Raw genomic sequence first — 22,342 nt, forward strand, 5'->3', positions numbered from 1 at the left:
CATCGGTGGGCCTCACCTCCTTGACGGCGTCTGATTGTTGCGTTGACAATTCCAGCCTGTTAACGCTCACATGACGCCGAGGAATCCCCCATGCGCTCAGCAGTTCCCCGGGACCACCACGCCACCATCCCCCGCCGCACCCGTACCCTCGCCGCCGCGACGCTGCTCACCCTGGTCGCCGCGCTGACCCCCGCCGTGGCGACCCCGGCCGACGCGGCTGCCGCCGACGTCACCGACGGGCTGCTGTTGCGCTACGACCTCGACCAGCGCACCGGCACCACCATCACCGACACCTCCGGCCACGGCAACGACGGCACCCTGGTCGGCGGCGGCACCTGGACCGGCCCGGACGGGCTGCTGCTCGACGGCGTCGACGACCACGTCAAGCTGCCGAACGACATCATGGCCGGCCGGTCGTCGCTCACCGTCGCGGTCGACGTCCTCGTCGACCCGACACAGCAGACCCCGTACTTCCTCTGGGGCCTGGGCAACCCGGCCACCTCCGCCGCCGGCACCGGCTACCTGTTCGCCAGCGGCGACGCGTTCCGCGCCGGCATCACCACCACCAACTGGGCCGGTGAGCAGGTCACCGGCGCCGGCGGCAACCTGACCCGGGGGGTCTGGAAGTCGGTCACCTACACCCAGACCGGCACCACCGGCACCCTCTACGCCGACGGTGTGCAGGTGGCCCGCAACACCGCCGTCACCGTGCCGCCCAGCGCCGTCGGCAACGGCGTCACCACCAGCAACCACCTCGGCCGGTCCACCTACGCCACCGACCGGTTCCTCAAGGGACGGGTGGCGAACTTCCGGATCTACGACCGGGCGCTCACCCCCGCCGAGGTCGCCGCGATCGTACGACCCGAGGAGTCCGACCAGACCCGGGCCGAGTCGGCCGCCGCCGCGCTGTCCCTGGTGCACGCCGACGACGTCCGCGGCAACCTGACCCTGCCCGGCACCGGCCGGCACGGCGCGACGGTCGCCTGGCGCTCGGCCCGGCCCGAGGTGGTCACCCCCGACGGCGTGGTCCGTCGCCCGGCGCACGGCGCGGGCGACGTCACGGTCCCGGTGACCGCCACCGTCACCGTCGGCAGCGCCACCGCCGAACGGACCATCCCGCTGACCGTTCGGGAGCTGCCGGCCCCCGCGCCGTACGCCGGCTACGCGTTCAGCTACTTCACCGGCAACTCGATCGCCGGGGAGAAGATCTACTTCGCCGCCAGCCGGGGCAACAACGCCCTGCAGTGGACCGAGGTCAACGGCGGCCAGCCGAAACTGGAGTCGACGTACGGCACCCGGGGCCTGCGCGACCCGTTCCTGATCCGCAGCCCGGAGGGGGACCGGTTCTTCCTGATCGCCACCGACCTGTCGATCGGCCGCAACGGCGACTGGGACGCCGCCCAGCGCCGGGGCAGCCGTTACCTGGAGGTGTGGGAGTCCACCGACCTGGTCAACTGGTCGGCGCAGCGGCACGTCGAGGTCTCCCCGCCGACCGCCGGCAACACCTGGGCGCCCGAGGCGTACTGGGACGCCGAGCGCGGCGAGTACCTGGTCTTCTGGGCCTCGAAGCTGTTCGCCGAGAACGACCCGAACCACACGGGCAACACGTACAACCGGATGCTGGCCGCCACCACCCGCGACTTCGTCACGTTCAGCCCGGCGACGATCTGGCAGGACCGGGGCGAGTCGCGGATCGACTCCACGATGATCCGCGAGGGCGACACCTACTACCGGTTCACCAAGGACGAGGGCGGCGGCGGCACCGGCTGCTCCGACATCATCCAGGAGAGGTCGACCTCGCTGACCGCCGTCGACCTGCCCGGCCGACCGTCGTGGACGATGCTCGACTCGTGCATCGGCCGTGACGCCGGCACCTCCGCCGTGGAGGGACCCACCGTCTTCAAGGCCAACCCCGGCGACACCTCCGGCTCGCGCTACTACCTCTTCGTCGACGAGTACGGCGGCCGGGGCTACATCCCGCTGGGCACCGACGACCTGGCCAAGCCGAACTGGAAGGTGCCGGCCTCCTACCGGCTGCCGGCCAGCCCCCGCCACGGCACCGTCATCCCGGTCACCCGTGCCGAACTCGACGCGCTCAACGACGCGCCACCACCGGTGGACGCCAACGCCGACGGGGTGGTGGCCCACTACCGGCTCGACCAGACAGGCGGCGGCACGGTCACCGACGACTCCGGCAACGGCCACCACGCCACCCTGGCCGGGGACGCCCGCTGGGACGCAGGCAGCCTCACCCTCGGCGGCACCAACGGCCACGTCGACCTGCCCGACAACATCATGGCCGGCCTCGACGAGATCACCGTGTCGATGGACGTGAACATCGCCGCCGACCAGGCCACCCCGTACTTTCTCTGGGGGCTCGGCAACACCGACTCCGCAGGCGTCGGCAACGGCTACCTGTTCACCACCGGCAACGACTACCGCACCTCGATCAGCCTCGGCAACTGGACCGGCGAACAGACCGTCACCGGTGGCCGGGCGGTCCCCCGTGGAGCGTGGAAGACGCTGACGTACACCCTGAACCGGGCCGGCACCGCGCGGATCTACCTGGACGGGGTGCGGGTGGCCGAGAAGACCGGGCTGACCGTCGCCCCCGGTGACATCGGCGGCGGTCGGACCACCGCGAACTACCTGGGCCGCTCCCAGTACGCCAGCGACCGCTACCTCAAGGGCCGGATCCGCGACTTCTCGCTCTACAACCGGGCGCTCACCGACGCCGAGGTCGCCGCGCTCGGCAGCAACGGCACCAGCGTGGTCTCCGTCGAACTCGACAGCCTGAAAGTCCCGGCCGTGGTGGACGCCGCCACCGGCACCATCACCCTGCCGGTCCGGCCGGGCACCGACCTGACCAGACTCGCCCCGCGCTACCTGGTCGCGCCGACCTCCACGGTCAAGCCCGCCGGGCCGCGCAACTACACCCGGCCGGTGGGGGTCACCGTCACCAGCGCAGCCGGGGCCAGCCGGGTGTGGACGGTGCGGGCGGTGCCGATGAACACCCCGGTGCTGCCCGGCTTCAACGCCGACCCGAACATCGTCCGGTTCGGCGACACCTACTACATCTACGCCACCACCGACGGCTTCCCCGGCTGGGGCAGCTCGACGTTCACCGTGTGGTCCAGCCGCAACCTGGTCGACTGGACCGCCCACGACACCATCCTCGACCTCGGGCCGGACATCAGCTGGGCGGACACCAACGCCTGGGCGCCGGCCGCGATCGAGAAGAACGGGAAGTACTACCTGTACTTCTCGGCGCAGCAGAACATCGGCGTCGCGGTGGCCGACTCGCCCCTCGGGCCGTTCGTGGACCCGCTCGGCCGGCCCCTGGTGAGCAAGGCCGACTACGGCAACGCCCAGCAGATCGACCCGGCGGTGTTCACCGACGACGACGGGAAGAGCTACCTGTACTGGGGCAACGGCACCCCGTACGTGGTGCCGCTGAACGACGACATGGTCTCCTACGACGTCGGCAGGCGGGTCCGGCTGACCGGGCTCACCGGCTTCCGCGAGGGCCTGTTCCTGCACAAGCGCAACGGCGTCTACTACCTGTCCTGGTCGATCGACGACACCGGCAGCGAGAACTACCGGGTCGGTTACGGCATGGGCAGCAGCCCGCTCGGGCCGTTCACCAGCAAGGGGGAGATCCTCACCAAGGACCCGGGCCAGGGCATCCTGGGCACCGGTCACCACTCGATCATCCAGGTGCCCGGCACCGACGACTGGTACGTGGCGTACCACCGGTTCGCCATCCCGGGCGGCGACGGCACCCACCGGGAGACCACCATCGACCGGTTGTACTTCGCCGACGACGGCACCATCAGGCCGGTGGTGCCCACGCTCAGCGGCGTCGAGCCGCTGCGCTACCGGGGCGGGCAGCCCCGGCTGCGGATCACCGACCCGGGCGCCGACGGCTGGTACGGCGCGAACGCCGCCCTCACCCTGGCCCACGGCGAGCTGATCCGGTTGGTGGAGTACCAGATCGACGGGGGAGGCTGGTTCCCGTACCGGGAGCCGGTGGCCCTGCCGGCGGGCCGGCACACGGTGCAGTACCGGGCGCAGGGGGTCAACCTGTTCTGGAGCGAGCCCTGGTCGGTGTCGGTGCAGGTGGACCGGGTGGCACCGACCGCCGAGGCGACGCTGGTGGGCCGCACGCTGGTCGTCACCGGTCGCGACGGCGACTCCGGGGTGGCCCGGGTGGAGTACCGCCTCGACGGTGGGGAGTGGACCACCTGGACCGGGCCAGTGCCGCTGGACGACCTGGCGCACGGGGTCCGTTACCGCGCGGTCGACGTGGCCGGCAACGTCGGTGAGGTGGGTGTCCTGCGGGTCCCCGCAGTCAGGTAACCGCCGCCCTCCCGCGTCGCCCCGACGCGTCAGCCGCCCCGCGCCGCCCGACCGGAGCACGGTCGGGCGGCGCGGGCCGCTGCCCGGGGCAGGCCGGTCCCCGAGGGGTGTCGCGGCCCCGGGAGCGTGGGTGCGGGGTCGGCCCCGACCGGTTCGGGCGTACGACGCGGTGCCGGGTCCGGCCGACGCCTGGTCCGAGCCGGAGCACGATGCGACTCCGACATCTCACATGCCGGTAGCCGCAGCGGGCGGGCCCGGCGCATGCCGTCGGTCGGCGGACGTCGATGCGTCCGAAGTCCGTTGACGATGTCGGGCGAGCGCCTGCCGTACCCCGTCCGCGGTGCTGATCCAGCGGGTCGGCCCCTCCCCGACGCCGGTGGTCCCGACCGCCCCGTCCGGGGCCGGCCCGACCGTGTCGGGGCGGACCGGGCCGGCGTCGTCCGGGTGTCGGGCGGCGAGCAGGGCCGACCAGCGTCGGACCTGGTCGGCCCAGGCCCCGCCGGTCGGGGTCAGGTGCAGGTGGAAGCGGGGGTGCCGGGCCAGCCAACCCCGGACCGCCGCAGCCCCGTGTGACGCCGGGTCGTCGGCGATCACGTGCACCAGCAGCCCGGCGGGCACCGCCCGGTCCACCGCCACCAGGAACCGCCGGTACGCGGCCGCGCGTCGCCGCCGCTGCGGGCCGTCCTCCCCGACGGGTGCGGGCGACCCCGGCCGGTACGGATCGGACCCGGTCGGGGGCGGGCTGCCGCTGGTCGGGGAGCGGTCGTCCCGGGGCGTGGCGCAGAGCACCAGAACCTGCTCCGGCGGATGACGGTAGAGCCCGACCAGGGCCACCACCGAGGCGACGAACCCCGGGTCGGCCGCCAGGGTCGGGCCGTCCTGCAGGTGCGGGCGCAGGTCGAACTGTCGCCAGATCCGGCCGACCGTGGACGCCGACAGCCCGGTGTGGGCGGCCATCGACGCCCGGGACCACCGCCGGGCCGGCGCGGGCGTGCCGCCGAGGGTGGCCGCCACCACCCGGTCCACCTGCTCGGGACGCACCGAGGTGGGCCGGCCGGTACGCAGGTCGTCGGCGAGCCCCGACAGCCGGGCGGCGGCGAACCGGGAACGCCATTTCCCGACCGTCGCGGGTGAAACGTTCAACCGGGTCGCGACCTCGATATTCGTGGCCCCGTCGGCGCATGCCAAAACGATGCGGCAGCGAATGGCGAACGCCTGCGTCGAGTGGGCCGCGCGGGCCCCCCTCGCCAGTTGTTCCCGTTCCTCGTCGGTGAGCACCAGCCTGGCCTTCGGTCGCCCCTTCCCCATGCCCGGATCCTATCCGGATATGGCACGGACTAATGACGCATGACGATGTAGGGGGCGGGTGCCGACGATTGCCCCGACGGTTGCCCTGGACGGTTCACGACGCGACTGAGTATGGTCCCGACGAGTCCCGAGAGTTGGGGGAAGGGACCGCTGCCGCAACGTTGCCGTGGCCCGTGTGGTGATCTGACATGGGGGGACCGCTTCAGTGACCGCGACCGATCTGCACGAGAACATGACCTCGATCTGCGCCGACGTGCTCAACCGAGTCACCGTCGGCCCCGACGACGATCTCGTCGAGCTCGGCATGGACTCGGTGGGCGCGGTGGAGATCGTGACCCGGGTCGAGGCGGCGTACGGGGTGGACGTGGTCGACGTCATCTTCGACACACCCACGGTCAACCGGCTCTGCGCCGTCGTCGAGGAGTCCGCCGTCCGCGACGAGTCGCATGCCTAGTCCGCTGGTCGAGCCGGATCTCACCGTCACGGCGAACCTGCTGGACCTCGTCTCCCAGGCCGCCGCGGCCTACGGCGACGACCCGTACCTGCTCCCGGCGGAGCCCGGCGGGCGGGTGGTCAGCTTCACCGACGTGCTGACCTTCACCCGGGGCTGTGCGGCGCTGCTCGACGAGCACCGGGTGCCACCGGGCGGCCGGGTGGCCGTGGTCCTGCACAACTCCTCGCTGGCCGCGCTGCTCTTCCTCGGGATCATCGCCGCCGGGCGGATGCTGGTGCCGCTGAACCCGAAGTCCGGCCCGGCCGAGCTGGACACCCTGCTCGCCCACGCCGACGTCAGGCTGGTGCTCGGTCCGTCAGCGACCGCCGCGAAGGCGTCGCCCGGCCGGCGCTGGCTGCCTGTCGACGACGCGGAGGTGTTCCTCACCGAGGTCCTCGACCGGGGCGTCGCGCGCCCGGGGGACCTGCCCGCACCTCCGGGCGGCGCGGCGGGGGACGCCGAGATCGTCTACACCTCCGGTTCGACCGGCGCGGCCAAGGGGGTGGTGCTGTCGCACCGCGCCCTGCTGGCCAACTCGCTGGCCATGGTGAAGTGGGCCGACGCGGGCCGCGACGATGTCTTCCTCAACGTCATCCCCATGCTGCACGTCGGCGGGCAGGGCCTGCCCACGCTGACGCCGTTGTGGTCCGGGGGGCGCTCGGTCTGCGTCCGCTCGGAGGTGGCGCTGGCCCGGTTCTGGACCTACGTGGACCGGTTCCGGCCCACCTGGACCCTGGTGGTCAACGCCTACCTCGCGCACCTGGTCGAACGACCGCAACGACCGGCCGCCAGCCGGCTCAAGGGGGTCCTCGCCGGTGGCTCGGCGCTCAGCCCCGAGCTGATCCACCGGTTCGAGGCCACCTTCGACATCCCGGTGTTCCAGGTCTACGGCATGACCGAGATGACCTCCCTGACGGTGGTGGAGCCCCGGGACCGCCGGCCGGCCGACCGCCGTACGGCCGGGCTGCCGGTGCCGTTCGCCCAGGTGCGGGTCGTCGACGAGGCCGGCCGGGACGTCCCGCCGGGGGAGAGCGGCGAGGTGCTGATGCGCGGGCCGAGCATCTTCACCCGGTACGAGCAGGCGCCGGAACTCACCGCCGGGCGGCTGGTCGACGGCTGGGTCCGCAGCGGCGATCTCGGCCACCTCGACGAACGCGGTGAGCTGACCATCGTCGACCGGATGGACAGCATGGTCATCGTCAGCGGGGAGAACGTCTATCCCGCCGAGATCGAGAACGTCGTGCCGCAGCTCGACGGGATCGAAGATGCGGTGGTCGCCGCGCTGCCGCACCCGGTGACGGGGGTGGAGCTGGTGCTGGTGTACACCCTGCTGCCCGGCGCGGAGGCCCGGGACGACGAATGGCGTGGGCTGTTGCTGAAACAGCTCAGCGCCTTCAAGGTGCCGCGCCGGTTCGTGCCGCTCAAGGAGATCGGGGTCGACAGTTTTCCGCGTACTCCGCTCGGCAAGATCCAACGGTCGGACGTGCGCAGGCTGGCGATCGAGAACCTGACCTGACGTCACCGTCGGTGGCGGGCGAGGAGGAACGGGGGGATTTTCGCAGGGGATCGGGTCACCGGGAGTCGTCCCGGGTCCGTCGTGGCGGCGCGGCAGCGCCGGTGTCCCCTTTTCCGTAATTTGCGGGTGTGAATGGCGACAGGAGGCGGTCTGCGTTATGTCGGTGGAGATCCTTGACGACGAAGAAGTGGTGGTCCGTACCCCCGAAGAGCTGAAGCGGATGCCTCGGGCCTACCAGAAGGCACTGATCAGTCAAATCATGATCAATACGGAGGGTGAGCTCTCCGGTGGCGACGACTACACGATGATGTTCCTGCCGCTGGCGCCCAACGCCGAGGAGCGTCAGGTCTGCGCCGAGCGGGCCGCCGAGGAGTACGACCACTACAAGATCGGCAAGCGGGTGCTGGCCGAGATCGGCATCGACACCTCCCACATGGAGAGCCAGACCATCGAGGAGCGTCGGCTCTTCGCCGACAAGCGGCTGCACCAGTGCACCACCTGGGCCGAGCGGGGCATCTACTCCTACATCGGCGAGGAGAGCGCCCTGATCATGATCAAGGAGTTCGCCCAGGGCAGCTACAAACCGTGGGCGGACGCGGTCCGGACGATCATCCTGGACGAGAAGATCCACATCGCGCACGGTGCCCGGGTCTGCCGCAACCTCGCCACCACCGACGAGGGGCGCGAGCAGTTGCAGGCCGCGCTGGACCGGCTCTGGCCGGTGTTCCGCGACCTGTTCGGCACGCCCGAATCCGAGCGCTCCAAGCGGGCGGTCCGGTACGGCCTGCGCCGCACCACCAACGGCGAGGCGTTGCAGCAGTGGGAGGACACCGTCGTTCCCCGGATCCACGCACTGGGGCTCGTCGTCCCGTCCGCAGGCACCTGAGAGGACGGTCATGCCCACTCCCATCGCGATCAATCCCCGTCCGCTGTCCCGGCGGGAGGCCAAGACCCGTCTGGCGTCCCTGCTGGCCGACCGCCCCGACCTGGCCGCGCGGTTGCAGGTCGTGCGGGACATGGGCCGCCGGGTCAGCGCGACCGAGGTGCACCTCACCACCACCTGCAACATCCGGTGCAAGGGGTGCTGGTACTTCGAGGGCGGCTTCGACGCGGCCGTCCCCGAGACCTCCGACCCGGAGCTGATCTCCCGGTTCGTGGACTCGCTCGTGGCCAAGGGCGTCACCCAGGCGACCCTGATCGGCGGCGAGCCGACCCTGGTCCTGCCCCGGGTGGTGCCGTTCGTCGAGCGGCTGCCGTACGTGACCATCTCCACCAACGGCATCCGGCCGCTGCCCATGGTCGGCTTCGAGCAGGTCGCGGTCGCCATCAGCCTGTTCGGTGGCGGCCCGCTCGACGACGCGCTGCGCGGCTACCGGGTCAACGGCTCGTCGTTCTCCGGGCTGTTCGAGACCGCCCTCGGGCACTACCGCAACGACCCCCGGGTGATCTTCGTGTACGCGCTGTCGGAGGAGGGTCTGCAGTACGTCGAGCCGACCGTCCGGGCCATCCAGGACAACGGCAACCAGGTCACCTTCAACTTCTACTCCGCCCACGGCAGCGACCACGCCCTGCGCATCGAGAACGAGCAGCGCACCCTCGCCGAGGCGCTCCGGGTCAAGCAGGCGTACCCCGAGACGGTGGTCTGCCACCCGTACTTCATCGAGGCGCTGATCACCGGTCGCACCCACTGGGACGGCCAGTTCGGCTACGACGTCTGCCCCAGCATCAGCGTGGACCACCCGGACCACGCCGAGCGGATCCGCAACGGCAACCCGGTCCTGGACGGCTTCGCCGTCTACGGCGCCGACTACCAGACCCTCCAGTTCTGCTGCACCTCCGGCAACTGCGCGGACTGCCGGGACAGCCAGGGCGTCTACAGCTGGCTGCTGGTCAGCATGAACCGCTTCCTCGACGACACCGGCCGGCTGGAGACCTGGCTGGAGCTGGCCGAGAGCTACTGGCGGCAGTGGTACTGGGCGCAACGGCACCACACCAACCTCGCCCGCCAGGCCCCGCTCGCCGCCTAGGCGACCCGCACCGAGAAAAGCCTAGGCGACCCGCACCGAGAAAAGGAGCATCCGGATGTCTTCCCCATCGACCGAGATCACCGCCCCCGCCGTCGAGGAGCGCCTGCGCGCCGAACTGATCGACCTCGGCGTCGAGGAGGACGCGATCAGCGCCGACGCCAAGTTCGACGCGCTCGACATCGACTCGCTCGACGTGGCCGACCTGATGGCCATGGTCGTCAAGGAGTACGGGGTGGAGATCCCGCGCAGCGAACTCGCGGACGTCACCGTCGGTCAACTCGTCGAGCGGATCGTGGCGGGCGCGTCGCGTTGAGCTCGTTGCTGAGCCTGGACAAGCGCACCTACCTGGTCACCGGGGTCCTCAACAACGAGTCCATCGCCTGGCACGTGGCGGCGGCCCTGCAACGGGAGGGCTGCGAGGTCATCCTGACCTCGTACGGGCGGGTCGGCCGGATCACCCGACGGGTGGCCGAGCTGCTGCCGTCCCGCCCCGAGGTGCTCGAACTGGACGTGATGTCCGACGCGAGCGTCGACGAGCTGGCCGAGGCGATCGGCAGCCGCTGGGGGCAGCTCGACGGGGTGCTGCACAGCATCGCCGCCGCCCCGCCCGACGCGTTGGGGGCCGGGTTCGTCACCGCCGCAGCCGGTGGGGTGCTCGACGGGTTCCGCGCGTCGGCGTACTCGTTCCAGCAGCTCACCACCGCGCTGTCGCCGCTGCTGAGTCAGGCCCCCGGCGGCGGCGCGGTGGTCGGGCTGACCGTCGACTCGACCCGGGCGCTGCCCGGATACGGGTGGATGGGGGTCTACAAGTCGGCGCTGGAGGCGGTCTGCCGCTACCTGGCGATGCACCTCGGCCCGACCGGGATCAGGGTCAACCTCGTCGCCGCCGGGCCGGTCGAGACCGTGTCGGCGCGCGGGGTGCGCACCTTCTCCGCCCTGGCCGACCAGTACGAGCGGTGGGCGCCGCTGGGCTGGGACCGCGCCGACCCGGCCCGGGTGGTCGGGGCGGTGCTGTTCCTGCTGTCGGACCTGTCCCGGTACACCACCGGGCAGGTGGTGCACGCCGACGGCGGCATGCACGCCGTCTTCGGCGGCGTCCCGGCCCCCGGACCGGCTGCGGCCCCGGGGCCAGCCCCGGCTCCGGCGGCACCGTCGCCACCAGACACCGCCGGCTGACACACACTGCGGGGAGGGACTGTGCGTCTCGTCATCAAAGGCACGGCCGAGCCACTCGTGGGGGAGTTCGACGTCCCGGCGTCGAAGTACCACGCGCACCGGGCGCTGATGCTCGCGTCGCTGGCCGACGGGACCAGTCGCATCCACGGCGCCTGCCACGCCGGCCACGTGCAGCACACCATCCGGGCGCTGCGTGACCTCGGCACGGCCGTCACCGTCGAGGACGACGCCTTCGTGGTGCACGGCGGCCGGTACCGTCCGGTGCGGCCGGAGATCTCGGTCGGCAGCTCCGGCACCACGCTCTACTTCCTCACCGGGCTGGCCGCCCTGGCCGACACCCCGGTCGGCATCACCGGGCAGAAGTACTTCCGACGGCGGCCGATCCGCCCGCTGCTCGACGCCCTCGCCGGCATCGGCGTGGAGATCAGCTCGACCGGCGGACTGCTGCCGATCCGGGTCGCCGCCCGCCCGCCGACCGGGGGCCGGGTGCGGATCCCCGGCACCCTCTCCCAGTGGATCTCCAGCCTGCTGCTGGTCAGCCCGTTCGCCACCGGGCCCACCACGATCGAGGTGGTCGGTGAGTTCAACGAGCGGTCCTACGTCGACCTGACGGTCGCGATGATGCGCCAGTTCGGCCTGCACGTGCAGGTCAGTGGCGACGGCCGCCGGTACGACGTCGAGCCCGGCCAGCGGCCCACCCCGGCGGTGGTACGGCTGCCCCCGGACGTCGGCGCCGCCGCGTTCGGCCTGGCCGCGACCGCCCTGCACCCGTCCGACGTGCTGTTCCGGGGCCTGCCGGCGGTCCCCGCCGGGGAGCTGGACCATCCGGAGGCGCACCTGCTGGACAGCCTCACCACCATGGGCGTGCCGTTGACCCGTGACCCGGCGACCGGCTGGATCAGGGTGCGCCACGACGGGCTGCGGCTGGCCCCGGTGCGGGTGGACTGCCGTGCGGTGCCCGACATGCTGCCGGTGCTCAGCGTCCTCGGCTCCCACGCGCACGGCACCACCGTGCTGGACAACGTGGCCCACGTACGGCTCAAGGAGTCCGACCGGGTGACGGCGATGTTGCAACTCAACCGGATGGGCGGCCGGCTGCGGCTCGACGGCGACCGGCTCGTCTGCGAGGGGGTCGGCCAGTTGCGGGAGGCCGACCTGTCCTCGTTCAACGACCACCGGGTGTTGATGGCGCTGGCGGTGGCCGCTTCCCGGGCCACCGGCGAGACCCGGCTGACCTACCCGAACGCCCACCGGATCTCCTTCCCGCAGTTCCTCGAACAGATGAACGCCGTCGGCCTCAACATGTCGGTCGACCGGGCCCGCGCCCGCCGCCTGCCCCGACCCGCCGCCGGCGAGCCGGCCGGTCGGTTACGCCCCGACAACCCGCCGCCGGCCCGCCCGTCCCCGGTGTCGCCGGCCGGGACACCACCGGGTGTGACGCCGGCACCGACGCCGACGTCGTCGGTCGGGTTGCCGGCACCGACCCCGCCGGTGGTGACGCCGACGCCGTCGGGCGGGGTGTCGGCACGGGGGCGGTCCGTGGCGCTGCCGTCACCGGCGCGGTTGGCCGAGACACCCGTCGCCGAGCTGGTCCGTCGGCACGCCGGTGCGCGCCCCGACGCCGAGGCCGTGATCGAGGCGGCCTCGCCGGGGCGGCCCGGCACCACGCTGAGCTGGGGCGAGTTGGACCGCCGGGCCGACCAGGCCGCGTCGTTGCTGCGGGAGCTGGGGGTGGGCCCCGGCGAGGTGGTCGCCTGGCAGCTGCCGAACTGGACCGAGTTCGTGGTGCTCACGCTGGCCACCACCCGGATCGGCGCGGTCTGCTGCCCGCTGATGCCGTTCTTCCGGGAACGCGAGATGGGCCGGCTGCTGCGCCGCTCCCGGGCCCGGGTGCTGGTGGTCCCCGACCGGTTCCGGGGTCGCGCGCACCTCGCCGAGACCGCGGCGATGCTGGCCGGCCCGGACGCCCCGGGCGTGGCACACGTCCTCGTCGTCGCCGGCCACACCACCCCGGACGGCCACCCCACCGCCGACGGCACCGTCATCCCGGCCGGCACCGCCGCACCGGCCGGCACCGCCGCACCGGCCGGCACCGCCGCACCGGCCGACGCCGCCGGACTGCCGGCGGACACCACGGACCTGCGCTGGCAGTGGTTCGGCCCGGCGCTGGCCCGGCAACGTCCCGACGGCGCGGCACCGGCCGCCCACCGGCCCCACCCGGCGGCGCTGGCCCAGTTGATGTTCACCTCCGGCACGTCCGGGGAGCCGAAGGGCGTGCTGCACCGCGTCGACACGCTGACCCGGGCCGCCGCGATGCAGGCCCGGCACCTCGGCCTGACCGCCGCCGACCGGTTGTTCATCCCGTCGCCGTTGGCCCACCAGACCGGCTTCCTCTACGGCATGTGGCTGGGGTTCACCATCGGCGCACCCGTGGTGCTGCAACCGATCTGGGACGGCCGGACCGCGCTGGAGACGCTGCACCACACCCGATCCACCTTCGTCCAGGCGGCCACCCCCTTCCTCGCCGACCTCGTCGAGGCCGTGGAGACGGGCGGGCAGCCACCACCGGCGCTGCGGGTCTTCGTCGCCACCGGCGCGGCGGTGCCCCGCAACCTCGCCGAGCACGCCACCCGGACCCTCGGCGCGGCGGTCTGCGGGGCCTGGGGCTCCACCGAATCGTGCCTCGGCACGCTCAGCGCGCCGACCGACGCGCCGGCACACGCCTGGGGCACGGACGGGCGGGCGCTGGAGGGGATCCGGATCAGGGTGACCGACGACGCCGGCACCGTGCTCGGCCCCGGCGTGGAGGGCAACTTCGAGGTCGCCGGGGACTGCCTGTTCGCCGGCTACCTCGACCGCCCCGACCTGACCGCGGCGGCGCTCACCCCGGACGGCTGGTACCGCAGCGGCGACCTGGCCACCATCGACGACGCCGGCTACCTGCGGATCACCGGTCGGGTGACCGACGTGGTCAACCGGGGTGGCGAGAAGATCCCGGTGGCGGAGGTGGAGCAACTGCTGCACACCCACCCCGCCGTGCGCGAGGTGGCGATCGTGGCGATGCCCGACCCGCGCCTCGGCGAGCGGGCCTGCGCGTTCGTGGTGACCCGCGGGGCATTCGGCTTCGCCGAGATGCAGCGGTTCCTCGACGCCCACAAGGTCGCCAAACAGTACTGGCCCGAGCGGCTGGAGACCGTCACCGCGCTGCCCCGCAACGTGGTCGGCAAGGTGCAGAAGTTCGTGTTGCGTGACCAGATCAGCGCAACGATCGGCGAGGAGGCAGAGTGACCCAGGCCGATGGCACGTCGTTCGAGACGTTGGCCCGTGAGGTCGAGGCGTTCGTCCGGGGCCCCGGCGAGGCGTACGCGACGGTGATCGAACGCGACCGCAGTGTCCCCGCGCAGCTCTGGACCGACCTGCGCGACCGGGGCTACCTGCGCCTCGCCGCGCCGGTCGACTACGGCGGGGCCGGCCTGTCCTTCACCCAGTACCTGCACCTGCTCGAACTGTTCTCGATGTCGCACGCCTCGCTGCGGATGATCGTGCACGTGTCCAACGGGGTGTGGCGCTCCATCGACCAGTTCGCCTCCGACGAGCAACGCAAGAAGTTCGTGCTGCCGCAGGTCGCCGGGGACCTGCGGGTCGCGTTCACGCTCACCGAACCGACCGCCGGCACCGGGGCCGACCTGCGCGCCAGCGTGACCCGCGACGGCGACAGCTACCTGCTCAGCGGGGAGAAGCACCTGATCACCTTCGGGGTGAGCTGCGACTACTGGCTGCTGTTCGCCCGGTGCGCGGGCAGCACCGGCAAGGACGGCACGGTGGCGCTGATGGTGGACCGGAACGTCGAGGGCGTCCGGGTCCAACCGATGCCCGACACCATGGGCGTACGCGGCACCGACCACGCGCACCTGAGCTTCGACCGGGCGCCCGTGCCGGTCGCCAACCGGCTCGGCGAGGAGGGCGACGGGTTGGCCGTCGCGCTCGGCGGCTTCCTCACCCCGAGCCGGATCGGCGTGGCGATGACCTGCGTGGGGCTGGCCCGTCGGGCGCAGGAGCTGGCCGTCGAGCACGCCGGCAACCGGGTCACCTTCGGCAAACCGCTGGCGGCCCGGCAGGCGGTCGCGTTCGCGCTCGCCGAGAACGCCGCCGACATCGAGGCCGCCCGGCAGCTCACCCTGCACGCCGCCCGCCGCTGGGAAGCGGGCCAGAGCGACGCCGGGGCGCTGTCCTCGATGGCCAAGCTGGTCGCGGTGGACATGCTGACCCGGGTCACCGACAAGGCGTTGCAGGCGCACGGCGGCATCGGCTACTGGGAGGGCAGCACCATCGAACGGGTCTACCGCGACGCCCGCGCGCAGCGCTTCGAGGAGGGCACCAACGAGATCCAGAAGACCGTGATCGCCCGGGAGATCCTGGCGGCCGGACGATGACCGGCTACCAGGGGCGTACCGCCCTGATCACCGGCAGCTCCCGGGGCATCGGCCGGGCGCTGGCGCTCACCCTGGCCCGGGGCGGCGCCTCGGTGGTGGTCAACTACAAGAAGAACGCCGAACTCGCCGAGCAGGTCCGCAAGGAGATCGAGCAGCTCGGGGGGCGGGCCGTCGCGGTCGCCGCCGACGTGGAGCAACCCGAGGAGATCGAACGGCTCTTCGCGGTGGTCGAGCGGGAGTTCGGCACCCTCGACTACTTCGTGTGCAACGCGGCGGCCAGCTCCTTCAAGAACATCATGGACCTCAAGCCGCACCACCTGGACCGGTCGTACGCGATGAACATGCGCTCGTTCGTGCTGGGCGCGCAGCAGGCGGTGCGGCTGATGCCCGACGGCGGCCGGATCGTCGCGCTGTCCAGCTACGGCAGCATCCGCGCCTACCCGACGTACGCGAACCTGGGTGCGGCCAAGGCCGCGATCGAGGCGTGGGTGCGGTACATGGCCGTGGAGTTCGCCGGCCGGGGCATCAACGTCAACGCGGTCAACGGCGGCATCATCGAGACCGAGTCGTCGGGCTACTTCTATGACGTGCCCGGCATGGCCCCGCTGTCGGGGGTGCTGCCGCTGATCCCCAAGCAGCGGATGGGCACCGCCCAGGAGGTCGCCGACGTGATCGCCTTCCTGCTCTCCCCGGCCGCCGAGTACGTCACCGGGCAGACCCTGGTGGTGGACGGCGGGCTGTCGATCGTCGCGCCGCCGTTCACCCGGGACCTGAGCGGTCCGCTGGCATGACGACCGGGCTGGAGCGGGTGTTGCGTCCCGGCCGCATCGGTCGGCTGGCGCTGCCGCACCGGATCGTGATGGGGGCGATGCACCTGGGTTGGGAGAACCGGGACGACGACGGTCGGGCGTTGGCGGCGTTCTATCTGGCCCGGGTCGCCGGGGGTGCCGGGCTGATGGTCACCGGGGGTGCTGCGGTCAGCGCCGCCGGTGCCGACGTGCCCGGCTTCGGGGTGCTCGACGACGCCGCCTTCCGGGACCGGCTGCGTCGGGTCGCCGGTGAGGTCGGCGCGGCCGGTGGCCTGCTCGCCCTCCAGCTGTTCCACGCCGGACGGTACGCCCGGCCGGCGGCCGACGGTCCCCGCCCGGTCGCCCCGTCGGCGGTGCCCAGCCCGATCTCCCGGCTCACCCCGGACGCGCTGCCCGCCGCCGGGGTCGCCCGGATCGTCGAGGACTTCGCCCGGGGCGCACACCATGCCCGGGACCTCGGCTTCAGCGCCGTGGAGATCATGGGCTCGGAGGGCTATCTGATCGACCAGTTCCTCTCCCCGTTGACCAACCGGCGCGACGACGAGTGGGGCGGCGATCCGCAGCGCCGGATGCGGTTCGGGGTGGCCGTGGTGCGGGCGGTCCGCGCCGCGGTGGGCGCCGACTTCCCGGTGGTGATGCGGATGACCGGCGACGACCTGCTGCCCGGCGGCACCGACCGGGACACGGTGGCGCAGTACGCGCGGGCGCTCGCCGCCGCCGGTGCCGACGCGTTGAACGTCGGCGTCGGCTGGCACGAGTCACCCGTCCCGACTGTGCAGGCGGTGGTGCCGCCGGGGCACTGGGTGCCGGTGGCGTCGGTGGTCAAGGCCGCCGTGGGTGGGCTGCCCGTACTGGCCAGCAACCGGATCAACCGGCTGACGCAGGCCGAGGCGATCCTGGCCGGCACCACGCTGGACCTGGTGTCGATGGCCCGGCCGTTCCTGGCGGACCCGGCGCTGGTCGAGCGCAGCCGTGCGGGCCGCCCGGTGAACATCTGTGTGGCCTGCAACCAGGCCTGCATAGACCGTTCGCTGGTCGGTGCGGTGGTGTCCTGCATGGTCAACCCGCTCGTCGGCCGGGAGGCCGACCCCGGGTCCGGTGCCGCGCCGGCCGGGACCGACCCGACGGCCTCGGCCGAACTGCCGGCCTCGGTCGACCCGCCGATGCCGGCCGACCCGACCGGCTCGGCCGACCTGCCGATGCCGGCCGAGCCGGCGATCCACGTCGAGCCGATGCCGCCCGAGCCGGCGATCCACGTCGAGCCGGTGACCCGCGCCGGGCCGGTGGTGCGGGTCGGGGCGGTGGCCGGGTCCCGGGCGGTGGCGGTGGTCGGTGCGGGTCCCGCCGGGCTGCGCGCCGCCCACGACCTGGCCCTGGCCGGGCACCGGGTCACCGTCTACGAGGCGGACCGCGAACCCGGCGGGCAGTTCCGGCTGGCCTGCCGGGTGCCCGGCAAGGCCGACTACGCCGAGACGATCCGGTTCCTCACCGCCGAGCTGACCCGGCTGGGCGTGGTGCTGCACACCGGCTGGCCGGTCGCCGGGGCCGACGAGGACCTGCTGCGCCGCTACGACGGGGTGATCGTCGCCACCGGGGTGGTGCCGAGGCGGCCGGACCTGCCCGGCGGGGCCCTGCCGCACGTGCGCGACTACGGCACGGCCTTCACCGACGACGCGCTCGGCCGGCGGGTCGCCGTGATCGGCGGCGGTGGCATCGCCGTGGACCTGGCCCACCTGGCCAGCGAGCCGGGTGCCGGCCCACCCCGGCAGGTCACCATCCTGCTGCGCGGTGACCGGCTCGCCCCCCGGATGGGACGCTCCACCCGGTGGGCGGTGCTCGCCGAGTTGCGCCGCCGGCAGGTGACGGTGGTGACGGGCGTCCGGGGCCTGCGTGTCGACCCCGACGCCGTGCACCTGGTCGACGGCACCGGCGCGGCCCGGTCCGTACCCGCCGACACGGTGGTGGTCGCCGCCGGTCAGCTGCCCGCCGACGCCCTGGTGCGGACGGTACGCCGGGTCGGGGTCTGGCACCGGGTGGTGGGCGGAGCCCGCGACACCGTCGGCTTGGACGCGGTCCGGGCGATCGCCGAGGGGCACGCTGCGGCGTTGGCGTTCCAGCGGGCCGCCCGTGGCACCGGCCGGGCCCTGCGGGTCGGGGAGCCGGCATGACCGCCGACGCGACGCACCCCGACACCGTGGCCGGGGTGCTGCGGCGGACCGCCGAGGACCGGTGGCGCATCGTCAGGTTGCTGCCCCGGGCGGGTGGCCCGGCGGTGTGTGCCGCCGTGGTGGTCAACCTGCTGCTCGCCGCCGCGCCCGTGCTGTTCGTCGTCGCGACGAGCCGGATGATCGGGTGGCTGCCGCAGGCGGTCCGCGACGGCGTCGACGCGCCGGCCTTCGGTCACCTGGTGACCGCGTTCGTGGTGGCGGCGGGCGCGCTCAGCGCCCAGCAGTTGCTGGCCCAGCTGCAGGTCGCCACGGGTCTGCTGGTGCAGCGGCGGATCGACGGGTGGGTGGCCGACGAGCTGATGACGGCGGCGTTGAGCAGCGTCAGCACGACCCCGCTGGAGGACCAGGCGCTGCTCGAACAGCTCACCGAGGCGTCCCGTGAGGTCGAGCACGGCATCCAGAGTCCGGGGGCGGCGGGTGCCGGGATGCTGGCCCTGCTCGCCCGCTACGGACAACTCCTCGGGTACGCGGTGATCGTCGGAGCGGCCTTCGCCTGGTCGGCGGGGCTGGGCCTGCTGGTGGCCGTGCTGGCGTTCCGGCACGGGCAACGCGGTGGCCTGCGCCGGTACGCGGCGATCTACGGGTCGGTGGTGGCCCGGATCCGCCGGCTGACCTACTTCCGGGGTGTGGCGATGGGCCGGCCGGCGGCCAAGGAGATCCGTATCTTCGGCCTGCTGCCATGGTTGCGTGAGCAGTACCGGGAGGCGTACCTGGACTGGATGCGTCCGGTGTGGGCGCAGCGGCGACGGGTCTACCTCAAGCCCTACTTCCTCTACACGGCGGTCGGCCTGACGGTGCTCGTCGCCGTGCTCGCCGCGCTGGGCCTGGCCGGTGGCGGCGGGCAGCTCGGGCTGACCCGGCTGGCGCTGGTGATCCAGGCCGTGCTGGCGGCGGTCCAGCTCGGGGAGTTCTATCCCGAGGCCGACGTGCAGACCCAGTTCGGCATGAACGCCTACCGGGCGGTGGGCGAGTTCCGGGCCGGGATGCGCGACCGGACGGCCACCGGGGACGTGGCCGCCGGCCCCGCCGTCGAGCCTGCGTCGGGTCGGGCCGGCGACCGGCCGGCCGGCCCGGTGGACATCCGCTTCGAGGCGGTGTCGTTCCGTTACCCGCACCGCAGCACACCGGTCTTCACCGACCTGGACCTCACCCTGCCGGCCGGGGCGTGCACCGCGATCGTCGGGCTCAACGGTGCCGGCAAGACCACCCTGGTCAAGCTGCTGTCCCGGCTGGCGCTGCCCGACGCGGGCCGGATCACCGTCGGCGCGACACCGGTCGACGACCTCCCGCCGGCACACTGGCGACGCCACCTGGCGGTCATCTTCCAGGACTTTCTGCGCTACGAGACCAGCGCCGCCGACAACATCGCGTTGGGTGCGATCGCCCACGCCGACGACCGGGAGGGCATCCGTGCCGCCGCCGACGCCGCCGGCATCCTCGACACCCTCGACGCGTTGCCGCTGGGGCTGGACACCCCGCTGACCGGTCAGCTCCGCGACGGGGTGGACCTGTCCGGCGGTCAGTGGCAGCGGGTGGCCATCGCGCGGGCGTTGTTCGCCGTCCGGCACGGCGCATCGGTGCTGGTCCTCGACGAGCCGACGGCGAGCCTGGACGTCCGGGCCGAGGCACGGTTCTTCGACGAGATCATCGCCGCCACCACGGGGGTCACCACGGTGCTGATCTCGCACCGGTTCGCCACCGTACGCCGGGCGGACCACATCGTCGTGCTGGAGCAGGGGCGGGTGGTGGAGCAGGGTTCGCACGAGGAACTGCTCAGCCGGGGCGGCCGGTACGCCCGGCTGTTCAGCCTCCAGGCGCAGCGCTTCGCCGCCCACCCCGACCCCGTGACGTCCGACGCCACCGACGCCGGCCCGCCAACGGCCGGCCCGCCAACGGCCGGCCCGCCAACGGCCGGCCCGGTGGACGGCGGCGCGGTGGACGGCGATCTCGACGGCGGCCCGCTGGATGCCGGTGGCGCGGCGGCGGACGTCGGGTCGCCGGGGAGCACCCGATGAGCCGCGGGCTACTCTCCGCCGGGTGGTCGCTGTGGCGGACGTCGCTGCACCAGGACCGGCGTAAGGCGCTCACCGCGCTGGCCCTGGTCGTCGCCGGGGCGGTGGCGTGGCCCCTGGTGGCGGTGTTGCTGCGGGTGCTCTTCGATGCGGTCACCGCCGGCCGGCCGGTCACCGCGAGCGTCGCCGGCGTCGGCGTGGCGGTCCTGTTGATCGCCGGCCTGACCCTCGGCCACTTCGCCCACATCGCCTACTTCGAACTCGCCGAACTCGACGTCCTGCACGTGCACCAGCAGCTGATGGACGTCACCAACGGGTCGTCCGGGATGGCGCACGTCGAGCGGCCCGACTTCGCCGACAAGATCACCGTGTTGGAGCAGGACGTCCAACAACTCCGGGTCGGTCTCCAGGCCGTACTCACCGGTGTCGGGCTGGCCGTGGCGATGACGCTGACGACGGTGGTGCTGGCCGTACTGCATCCGTTGCTGTTGCTGCTGCCGTTGGCCGCCGTGCCGCCGCTGCTGGCCGGGCGGCGGGCCGAGCGGATGGTGAACCGGGCCCGGGAGGGGGGTGCCGAATCCACCCGCCGCGCCCTCGGGCTGTTCCGGCTCAGCACCGATGCCGCCGCCGGCAAGGAGTTGCGGATCTTCGGCCTGACCGGCGAGGTGCGGCGGCGGCACCGCGGGCACTGGCAGGACGCCACCCGACGGTTGTGGCGGGCCCAGCTGGTGGCGAGCCTGGTGCGGATGACCGGGCAGTTGGCGTTCACGGCCGGTTACATCGGGGCGGTCCTGGTGATCCTGCGCGACGCCGTCGCCGGCCGGCGCGGGGTGGGTGACGTAATCCTGGTCGTCACCATCGCGGCGCAGGTCAATCAGCAGGTCGCGGCGGCGGTCGGGGTGTTGCAGGACCTCCAGCGGCTGCGCAGCGTCTACCGTCGGCTCGACGAGGTGCACGACCTGGTGCGTACCGCCGACCGCCCCGCGCCGCCCGGTCATGCCGCCGCGCCCGGTCATCCCGCGTCGGTCGACCACCCCGCGTCGGTCGACCTGCCCACCCCGGTCGACGAACCGTCTCCGGTCGACCACCCCGGGTCGGTCGACGCGTGGTCGGTGGGCGGCGACCCGACGTCCGGCGGCGACACCGCCCGGGACACCGGGGGTGCGGGTCTGCCGCCGGCCCGGCTGCGGGAGGGCATCCGGCTGGCCGGGGTGACGCTGCGCTACCCCGGTGGGTCGCAGCCGGTGGTCACGGGCATCGACCTGCACCTGCCGGCGGGCGCCACCGTCGCCGTCGTCGGCGAGAACGGCGCCGGCAAGACCACAGTGGTCAAACTGCTCTGCGGCCTGCTGTCACCGACGTCCGGCCGGATTCTCGTCGACGGTGTCGAGCTGGGGGAGCTGTCGGTGCCGCGCTGGCGTGAGCGGATCGCCGCCGGTTTCCAGGACTTCGTCCGGTTCGAGCTGCCGGCCCGGCACACCGTCGGCGTCGGTGACCTGCCGCGCCGCGACGACGACCCGGCGGTACGGGCGGCGCTGGGCCGGGCCGGCGCCGAGGATCTGATCGGGCAGCTCGACGCCGGCCTGGACACCCCGCTGGGCCGTAGCCACACCGATGGCGCCGAGCTGTCCGGCGGGCAGTGGCAGAAACTCGCCCTCGGCCGGGCGTTCATGCGCGACGATCCACTGCTGGTGGTGCTGGACGAGCCGACCGCCGCGCTCGACGCGGAGGCCGAGCACGCGTTGTTCGCCCGCTACCGCGACCAGGCGCGGGAGGTGGCCGGCCGCACCGGCGCGGTCAGCGTGTTCGTGTCCCACCGGTTCTCCACCGTGCAACTGGCCGACGTGATCGTGGTGCTCGCCGACGGTGGCGTCGCCGAGGTCGGCAGCCACGCCGACCTGCTCGCCGCCGGCGGCCACTACGCCGAGATGTTCGAACTCCAGGCCAGGGCGTACCGGTGACCGGCCCCCATCGATTCCGG

At 73.0% G+C, this 22,342-nt stretch carries 14 protein-coding genes; 13 read left to right on the top strand and 1 reads right to left on the bottom strand.

Annotated elements, in window-relative coordinates; genetic code table 11:
• Window positions 1–90 precede the first annotated feature (90 nt).
• The gene (locus AB0C22_RS08725; protein WP_357534311.1) at window positions 91–4,359 is read left to right on the top strand and encodes a family 43 glycosylhydrolase; all 4,269 of its coding nucleotides are present in this window, start codon (window positions 91–93) and stop codon (window positions 4,357–4,359) included.
• A gap of 225 nt (window positions 4,360–4,584) precedes the next feature.
• On the opposite strand, the gene AB0C22_RS08730 is transcribed toward AB0C22_RS08725, so the two are convergent.
• The gene (locus tag AB0C22_RS08730) at window positions 4,585–5,667 is read right to left on the bottom strand and encodes a helix-turn-helix domain-containing protein (RefSeq protein WP_357534313.1); all 1,083 of its coding nucleotides are present in this window, start codon (window positions 5,665–5,667) and stop codon (window positions 4,585–4,587) included.
• A gap of 205 nt (window positions 5,668–5,872) precedes the next feature.
• On the opposite strand from AB0C22_RS08730, the gene AB0C22_RS08735 reads away from it, so the two are divergent.
• The 12 genes from AB0C22_RS08735 (at window position 5,873) to AB0C22_RS08790 (ending at window position 22,322) form a co-directional block, all read left to right on the top strand.
• Window positions 5,873–6,121 carry an acyl carrier protein gene (locus AB0C22_RS08735; RefSeq protein ID WP_219462823.1) on the top strand — a complete coding sequence of 83 codons (249 nt, stop codon included), beginning with the start codon at window positions 5,873–5,875 and terminating at the stop codon, window positions 6,119–6,121.
• A complete protein-coding gene (locus tag AB0C22_RS08740) occupies window positions 6,114–7,676 on the top strand; it encodes a class I adenylate-forming enzyme family protein (RefSeq protein WP_357534315.1) in 1,563 nt (520 codons plus the stop codon). Before AB0C22_RS08735 ends, AB0C22_RS08740 begins: the two co-directional genes overlap by 8 nt.
• Window positions 7,677–7,839: 163 nt before the next feature.
• A complete protein-coding gene (locus AB0C22_RS08745) occupies window positions 7,840–8,562 on the top strand; it encodes a Phenylacetic acid catabolic protein (RefSeq protein ID WP_208566722.1) in 723 nt (240 codons plus the stop codon).
• A gap of 10 nt (window positions 8,563–8,572) precedes the next feature.
• The gene (locus AB0C22_RS08750) at window positions 8,573–9,703 is read left to right on the top strand and encodes a 4Fe-4S cluster-binding domain-containing protein (protein WP_219462819.1); all 1,131 of its coding nucleotides are present in this window, start codon (window positions 8,573–8,575) and stop codon (window positions 9,701–9,703) included.
• A 55-nt stretch (window positions 9,704–9,758) separates the two neighbouring features.
• Window positions 9,759–10,016: a phosphopantetheine-binding protein gene (locus tag AB0C22_RS08755; protein WP_208566720.1), complete on the top strand. Its 258-nt coding sequence runs from the start codon at window positions 9,759–9,761 to the stop codon at window positions 10,014–10,016.
• On the top strand, window positions 10,013–10,879 hold the full coding sequence (locus tag AB0C22_RS08760) for an SDR family oxidoreductase (RefSeq protein WP_357534318.1): 867 nt from the start codon (window positions 10,013–10,015) through the stop codon (window positions 10,877–10,879). The genes AB0C22_RS08755 and AB0C22_RS08760 overlap by 4 nt, the downstream gene beginning before the upstream one ends.
• A 21-nt stretch (window positions 10,880–10,900) precedes the next feature.
• A complete protein-coding gene (aroA, locus tag AB0C22_RS08765) occupies window positions 10,901–14,167 on the top strand; it encodes a 3-phosphoshikimate 1-carboxyvinyltransferase (protein ID WP_357534320.1) in 3,267 nt (1,088 codons plus the stop codon).
• Window positions 14,164–15,312 carry an acyl-CoA dehydrogenase family protein gene (locus AB0C22_RS08770; RefSeq protein ID WP_357534321.1) on the top strand — a complete coding sequence of 383 codons (1,149 nt, stop codon included), beginning with the start codon at window positions 14,164–14,166 and terminating at the stop codon, window positions 15,310–15,312. Before aroA ends, AB0C22_RS08770 begins: the two co-directional genes overlap by 4 nt.
• A complete protein-coding gene (locus tag AB0C22_RS08775) occupies window positions 15,309–16,103 on the top strand; it encodes an SDR family oxidoreductase (protein WP_208566717.1) in 795 nt (264 codons plus the stop codon). Before AB0C22_RS08770 ends, AB0C22_RS08775 begins: the two co-directional genes overlap by 4 nt.
• Window positions 16,100–18,289 carry an FAD-dependent oxidoreductase gene (locus tag AB0C22_RS08780; RefSeq protein WP_357534323.1) on the top strand — a complete coding sequence of 730 codons (2,190 nt, stop codon included), beginning with the start codon at window positions 16,100–16,102 and terminating at the stop codon, window positions 18,287–18,289. The genes AB0C22_RS08775 and AB0C22_RS08780 overlap by 4 nt, the downstream gene beginning before the upstream one ends.
• Window positions 18,286–20,364, top strand: a complete 2,079-nt coding sequence (locus AB0C22_RS08785; protein WP_357534325.1) for an ATP-binding cassette domain-containing protein — start codon at window positions 18,286–18,288, stop codon at window positions 20,362–20,364. The genes AB0C22_RS08780 and AB0C22_RS08785 overlap by 4 nt, the downstream gene beginning before the upstream one ends.
• Window positions 20,361–22,322 carry an ABC transporter ATP-binding protein gene (locus AB0C22_RS08790; protein ID WP_255597619.1) on the top strand — a complete coding sequence of 654 codons (1,962 nt, stop codon included), beginning with the start codon at window positions 20,361–20,363 and terminating at the stop codon, window positions 22,320–22,322. Before AB0C22_RS08785 ends, AB0C22_RS08790 begins: the two co-directional genes overlap by 4 nt.
• The last annotated feature ends 20 nt before the right edge of the window (window positions 22,323–22,342 follow it).

This window comes from Micromonospora sp. NPDC048894 (genome assembly GCF_040649765.1).
GTDB classification, from domain to species: Bacteria; Actinomycetota; Actinomycetes; order Mycobacteriales; family Micromonosporaceae; genus Micromonospora; species Micromonospora antibiotica.

What these genes read in the sequence shown, in the direction of transcription:
- AB0C22_RS08725 (WP_357534311.1), top strand. Translation starts at nt 91, where the DNA reads ATGCGCTCAGCAGTTCCCCGGGACCACCACGCCACCATCCCCCGCCGC.
- AB0C22_RS08730 (WP_357534313.1), bottom strand. Translation starts at nt 5,667, where the DNA reads ATGGGGAAGGGGCGACCGAAGGCCAGGCTGGTGCTCACCGACGAGGAA.
- AB0C22_RS08740 (WP_357534315.1), top strand. Translation starts at nt 6,114, where the DNA reads ATGCCTAGTCCGCTGGTCGAGCCGGATCTCACCGTCACGGCGAACCTG.
- AB0C22_RS08750 (WP_219462819.1), top strand. Translation starts at nt 8,573, where the DNA reads ATGCCCACTCCCATCGCGATCAATCCCCGTCCGCTGTCCCGGCGGGAG.
- AB0C22_RS08755 (WP_208566720.1), top strand. Translation starts at nt 9,759, where the DNA reads ATGTCTTCCCCATCGACCGAGATCACCGCCCCCGCCGTCGAGGAGCGC.
- AB0C22_RS08775 (WP_208566717.1), top strand. Translation starts at nt 15,309, where the DNA reads ATGACCGGCTACCAGGGGCGTACCGCCCTGATCACCGGCAGCTCCCGG.
- AB0C22_RS08780 (WP_357534323.1), top strand. Translation starts at nt 16,100, where the DNA reads ATGACGACCGGGCTGGAGCGGGTGTTGCGTCCCGGCCGCATCGGTCGG.
- AB0C22_RS08785 (WP_357534325.1), top strand. Translation starts at nt 18,286, where the DNA reads ATGACCGCCGACGCGACGCACCCCGACACCGTGGCCGGGGTGCTGCGG.
- AB0C22_RS08790 (WP_255597619.1), top strand. Translation starts at nt 20,361, where the DNA reads ATGAGCCGCGGGCTACTCTCCGCCGGGTGGTCGCTGTGGCGGACGTCG.